General features: G+C 38.4%; 6 protein-coding genes. 4 read left to right on the top strand and 2 right to left on the bottom strand.

From position 1 onward, the window contains the following. The first annotated feature begins 163 nt into the window (after window positions 1-163). Genes AC6F75_RS08885 through AC6F75_RS08875 form a run of 3 tightly spaced genes read left to right on the top strand, consistent with a single transcriptional unit; the run spans window position 164 to window position 3817 of the window. Window positions 164-1183, top strand: a complete 1020-nt coding sequence (locus AC6F75_RS08885) for an extracellular solute-binding protein (RefSeq protein WP_500714652.1) — start codon at window positions 164-166, stop codon at window positions 1181-1183. Beyond that, window positions 1164-2828: an ABC transporter permease subunit gene (locus AC6F75_RS08880; protein ID WP_500714651.1), complete on the top strand. Its 1665-nt coding sequence runs from the start codon at window positions 1164-1166 to the stop codon at window positions 2826-2828. Before AC6F75_RS08885 ends, AC6F75_RS08880 begins: the two co-directional genes overlap by 20 nt. A gap of 2 nt (window positions 2829-2830) precedes the next feature. Next, window positions 2831-3817, top strand: coding sequence for an ATP-binding cassette domain-containing protein (locus AC6F75_RS08875; RefSeq protein ID WP_500714650.1), 987 nt, complete (start codon window positions 2831-2833; stop codon window positions 3815-3817). Between the two features lie 45 nt (window positions 3818-3862). On the opposite strand, the gene AC6F75_RS08870 is transcribed toward AC6F75_RS08875, so the two are convergent. Beyond that, the gene (locus AC6F75_RS08870) at window positions 3863-4381 is read right to left on the bottom strand and encodes a DUF4136 domain-containing protein (protein ID WP_500714649.1); all 519 of its coding nucleotides are present in this window, start codon (window positions 4379-4381) and stop codon (window positions 3863-3865) included. A 523-nt stretch (window positions 4382-4904) separates the two neighbouring features. Continuing rightward, window positions 4905-5360 (bottom strand): XrtF-associated fRMsr-like GAF protein, encoded by a 456-nt coding sequence (locus tag AC6F75_RS08865; protein ID WP_500714648.1) that lies wholly within the window; start codon window positions 5358-5360, stop codon window positions 4905-4907. 101 nt (window positions 5361-5461) lie between these two features. On the opposite strand from AC6F75_RS08865, the gene AC6F75_RS08860 reads away from it, so the two are divergent. Beyond that, a partial coding sequence (locus AC6F75_RS08860; RefSeq protein ID WP_500714647.1) for a lipoyl protein ligase domain-containing protein occupies window positions 5462-5811 on the top strand: 350 nt, incomplete at its 3' end.

Genomic DNA, 5811 nt, shown 5'->3' with positions numbered 1-5811 from the left:
CAGAGTTTAGAGCCGTAAGGGAAAAGGATTTGAAAAAATAAAATGCAAATGCAAAATTTTTAAAAGGGGCATAAAGCCCCTTTTTTATAAAGTAATTTTAACGCTATTTTTATTTAAAACAATTCTAAATAACTATATTTGCAGTCATAAAAAAATAATCATTATGAAGCAACTTATGTTATTTTTACTGGCTTTACTCTTTTTTTCCTGTAAACAAGAACCTGAAGAAAGCAATGTAGTAAATGTATATACTCACCGTCATTATGAGTCAGATCAGGAACTTTTCAAAAGGTTTGAAGTGCAAACCGGTATAAAAGTCAATGTAATCAACGCAAGCGCAGACGAGTTGATTCAAAAAATGACCTTGGAAGGCAGCAACTCCCCTGCTGATGTTTTGATTACTGTCGATGCCGGGCGTTTGTATCGTGCAAAAGAATCGCAACTCCTGCAGGCCATTGAATCTTCCACTTTGGATTCCATTGTTCCCAACCACCTTAAGGATAAAGAAAACCATTGGTTTGCATTGACTAAGCGCGCGCGTGTTATCGCTTACGCGAAAGACCGCGTGAACCCTGATGAACTATCAACGTTTGAAGAGCTAACTGACGAAAAGTGGGCAAACAAACTGCTCATCCGTTCATCAGGGAATATCTACAATCAGTCCTTATTGGCTTCAATTATTGCCAATCAAGGAGACGAATCAGCCAAAGAATGGGTTGCAGGCATTGTTAGAAATATGGCCAGAACTCCCAAAGGCAACGACCGCGACCAGGTCAAGGCTGTTGCTGCCGGTGAAGGTGATTTGGCTATCGTAAATACCTATTACATTGGTTTGATGGCCAACTCAAACAATCCTGAAGAAGTTAGTGTGGCTCAGTCCATCGGCATCTTTTTCCCAAACCAACAAACCACTGGAACCCATATCAACGTAAGTGGTGCAGGGGTGGCAAAGTTTGCCCCCAATAAAGAAAATGCCGTCAAATTTATCGAGTTTTTATTATCTGAAGAAGCTCAAAGCTTATTTGCACTTTCCAATTATGAATACCCGGTAAATAGCAATGTTGAGGTTTCTGAAACACTTATGCAATGGGGAGGTTTTAAAGAGGATACCTTAAACTTGACCCTGTTGGGCGAAAACAACAAAAAGGCAGTAATTTTATTTGATGAAGGAGGCTGGAGATAACGAAATATTTTCCGTAAAAAACCGCTTGCTCCGCCTGAAAAGGGACAGCAACCGCTGGTCGTTGATTACACTTTTTGTGGTGTTGTTGATTGCCCTTCCGGTACTTACCATCATTTTTAAATTGTTTGACGGTCCCGGTGAGTCCTGGATGCATATTGTCAAAAATCTTTTAGGACAGTATGTTTCCAATTCCGCTTATCTTTTAATAGTTTGTAGTTTGATGGTGCTGCTTTTTGGCGTAACCACATCCTGGTTGGTAGCACGTTATGATTTTCCTTTTAGAAAACAACTGGAATGGTTGCTCATTTTACCACTTGCTATTCCTTCTTATATTGTGGCATACGCCTATGCCGGAGTTTTTGATTATGGAGGAAGTCTCGAACTCATACAACGGTATTTTGGAATGGAATTTACCCGCATTGATGTGATGAACCGCTTTGGACTTGCTTTTGTGTTGAGTATTTCACTGTTTCCTTATGTCTATGTAAGCACTCGTGCCTTTTTTTTAAATCAGGCAAACAACTTGCTGGAAGCATCCAGAATGCTTGGTGTGGGAGAGTTTAAAACATTTTTCAAATTGATTTTACCACTTGCCAGACCTGCTATTATAGCTGGAATGATTTTGGTTTTAATGGAAGTGCTAAATGATTATGGTGCTGCACAGTACTTTGGCGTAAATACTTTTACCACAGGTATATTCAGGTCATGGTTTTCAATGGAAGAGCCTGAAACAGCTATTTATCTTTCAGCTTTGTTGTTGATTTTGGTTTTTGCATTAATCCTTTTCGAAAAATGGCAACGCAGAAAAATTCAATATTCAAACGAGCGAACCAATACCGAACGAATCTACCGAAAAACCACATCCAGGCGCAATCAGTTTTTGATATTTTGCATTGTGGTCACACCGGTTTTATTCGGGTTTTTTATTCCTCTGGCACAATTGATTTACTGGGCATTTTTAACATACAGTTCGGTGTTTGATTATTCCTTTTTAATGCTTTCATTACAAACATTTGGCATTGCATTTTTAACAGCCACTGTCACGGTAATTTTGGCAACATTACTCATTTTTTCGGCCAAATGGAATCGCATTGGGCTAATTAAAAACCTTTCGAGGTTAGGTGTCCTTGGATATGCTATTCCCGGAGCGGTAGTAGCCATCGGCATTATGATACCTACACTAGCACTTGACAGATGGTTGATAGGTATGGTTGCATCACTTTCAGGAAGCACGACGGGTTTTATTATTCACGGAACCTTGTTTGCGCTAGTATATGCTTACGCTGTACGGTTCCTCGCTGTTGCTTATAACCCCATAGAATCCACCACCCTGAAAGTGAGCAATACCATTCCGGATGCTTCAAAAACACTGGGTGTTGGCAACTTTAAAACCTTTTTTAAGATTGAATATCCTTTGATTAAAACAGGGATGCTGAGTGCTTTTATACTTGTTTTCGTTGATGTTCTAAAAGAACTACCATTAACACTCATTTTAAAACCCTTTCAAATAAATACCCTTGCAGTAAGAGCCTTTGAATATGCCAGTGATGAACGGGTGATAGAGGCGGCTATTCCGTCGTTATTTATTATCTTTACGGCCACCATACCGGTAATATTTTTGAATAAATTGTTGGTTAAAAAATAATTATGCTAAATGTATCTTCACTTTCAAAAAGCTTTGACAAAGGAAAATCCTTTGCTCTAAAAGATGTGAGTTTTCACCTTAATGAAGGTGATGTCTATGCCATAGTAGGCGAAAGTGGAAGCGGAAAAACTACATTGATTCGTCTCATCGCAGGATTGGAGACACCCGATACCGGAACTATTGAAATTAACGATAAACTGGTTTCTTCAATCAAAAAAAATGTAGCACCAGAAAAGCGCAATATCGGTTTTGTTTTTCAGGAATATGCATTGTTTCCGCATTTGAAATTGGTAGAAAATGTGATGTATGGCCTTTCAAAATTGAAAAACAAAGAACAACGTGCCAAAGAAGTACTTGAACTGGTGGGCTTGTTGGAATTGAGAGACCGCTATCCACATCAGCTTTCAGGTGGTCAGCAACAACGGGTGGCATTGGCAAGAGCACTGGCTCCCAATCCGTCGTTAATGATACTTGATGAGCCTTTTAGTAATCTGGATGCAATGCTTCGAGCCCAGTTGCGCAATGAGGTATTTGATATTGTAAAAAAAGCAGGGGTGACGGCAATTTTTGTAACTCACGATACACAGGATGCTTTGGCTGTAGCCGATGAAATACTTATACTTCAAAACGGGAAACTTGTACAGAAAGATGCAGCGGCCAATTTGTACTCCAAACCGAGTTCGGTATACGTGGCTTCTCTTTTTGGGAATACCATCCAACTTAGCAAAGAAATGCAGTCTGCGTTTGAATGTCCGCTAAAAGCGGAATGTTGTCACGCCATCAGAAATGAAAACATTGCCATTAACGATGAATGTGATTATGTTACCCATGCCACTGTATTAAAAAAGACTTTTATGGGCTCAAACACTCAACTCTTGTTGCGACTTGATAATGGCGAGCACCTTACCGTGGTCACCAAACATAACCAGATAGATGAGCGAATTACAATTGGGTTTAATTCCAAAGATGTACTTGAGTTTAAGGAATAAAAAAATCCCCTAAAAAGGGGACTTATTACTAAAATTTATTAAAGTTTATTTTGGCGGGTATCTTTCAAGAATTTTTTGAACGATTTCTTTAATCCTTGCCTCTTTCTTTTCCATGTCTCTAGCCAAAGGTGCTGTTCCGATACCTTGCCAAACTAATTCGTTGGTTTTGGCGTCTATAATGTCAATATACAGCGTGCCTTCTGTTGTTTTTGAAACTGAAGTGCCGCCCCAAGGGTGTCCCCAGCCCCAGCCCCACGGATGGCCCCAGCCATAGTGGCTTTGGTAGACGTCTACGCGTTCTTTAGCTTTGGTAAAAAAACTAATCATCACATCAGGTGTTTCTGATTTTTGCATGCCTTTGGCGCTCATTTCGCTATCGATAGCTCTTAGGATTCTGCGTTTATCCAGATCTGAAATTTCAGCTTTGTCAATGCCCGGCTTAAAAAATGCGTAGGAATTGTATTGGTTAAAATTAACCGATGTGTCATAATCTGATGCCACTCTCACGCTGCTGCATGAAGCAAAAAGTAAAAGTGCAATTACGGGAAGGATGTATGTTTTCATCTGTTTATATTTATTTGTTTTTTATCGGTCATAATTAGGTTGGTTTAAGAGTGAAAACTATAAGATGTAATTGGTGTAATTTGTAACAATAATCGAATGGTTAAAAGGGATTTCGTTTTAAAAAACTTACAAGATGAGTAAAAATTAACCATGGTAAACGCCTATTTAGATTACTAAATAATTTTAGACTTTTAAAGTCTTGGGGATTTAAGCCTAAATCGACTTATGCGTTTTTTGTAACTACTAAAGAAGTGAATTTGTTAATAGAAAAAAAATAAAATCTTAAAAATATATTAAATTTAACATAAAAGCATTTTTGTGTTGATCTTAATTATTTTATATTTAGATGTTTACGATTTATGGTTTAAGTTCTATTTTTTTACTAAAGACCAAAGATTTAAAACATAAGTACTCAATTTATAAATCATTATGGATGAGTTTTATGGTGGTGGAGTAAATTTTTAAGAGTGGTCAGTAATCAGTGGCAGTGGTTAGTTTGAACACTGAACACTGCCACTGACCACTAAAGAACCTTCGCTACTTCCCCATTCACCCATTCCAGAAAGCGTTCGTCTTCTTCCGTAAATGGATCGATTTTATGTGAATCGATATCAATCTGCCCAATATTTTTGCCGTCTTTAAATAAGGGGATTACAATTTCAGATTTCACATAAATACTGCAAGCAATGTAATTGTCCTGGGCTTTGACATCAGGCACAACAAAGTTTTGGTTGGAAACCGCTACCTGCCCGCAAATGCCTTTCCCGAAAGGGATCACGGTATGATCTGTTGGTTTGCCGGCAAAGGCTTTTAAATGAAGGGTTTTCTCGGCTACGTTGGCAAAATAAAAACCCACCCAGTCGTAATATTCTATTTGTTCCTGAAGTAATTCACACACTTTGGTCAGTTTTTCTTCCTTGCTGAAAGAGGTGTTGCTTACAATTTCTGAAACTTTGGGTTTAAGTTGGACGAATGTCATAGTCAAGTTTTTTGCAAAAGTATTTAAAATCAGGAATAACAAGGAGATATTTTTTTGTCTGATATGAGGATTAACTACTTTTATAAAAAATTGTAACTGTCATGCTTTGCATTCACCACCACAGTACCGACCCTTATTTCAATATAGCCACAGACGAGTATATCTTTAAACACATCGATGAAGATTGCTTTATGCTTTGGCAAAATGACAATGCCATCATCGTGGGAAAACACCAAAACACACTTGCCGAAATCAACCTCGATTATGTCAAGGAAAAAGACATCAAAGTAGTCAGGCGACTTTCAGGCGGTGGGGCGGTCTATCACGATATGGGAAACCTCAATTTTACGTTCACCAGAACAAGTGATAAGGAAGATATGGTGGATTTCAGGCGCTATACCAAACCCATACTGGAAGTGCTTCAAGGCTTGGGAATTGATGCCAAATTTGA

Source organism: Planktosalinus sp., from assembly GCF_059864935.1.
The sequence above is the reverse complement of the archived record's forward strand: the minus strand, read 5'-3'. Positions and strand labels throughout refer to the sequence as shown.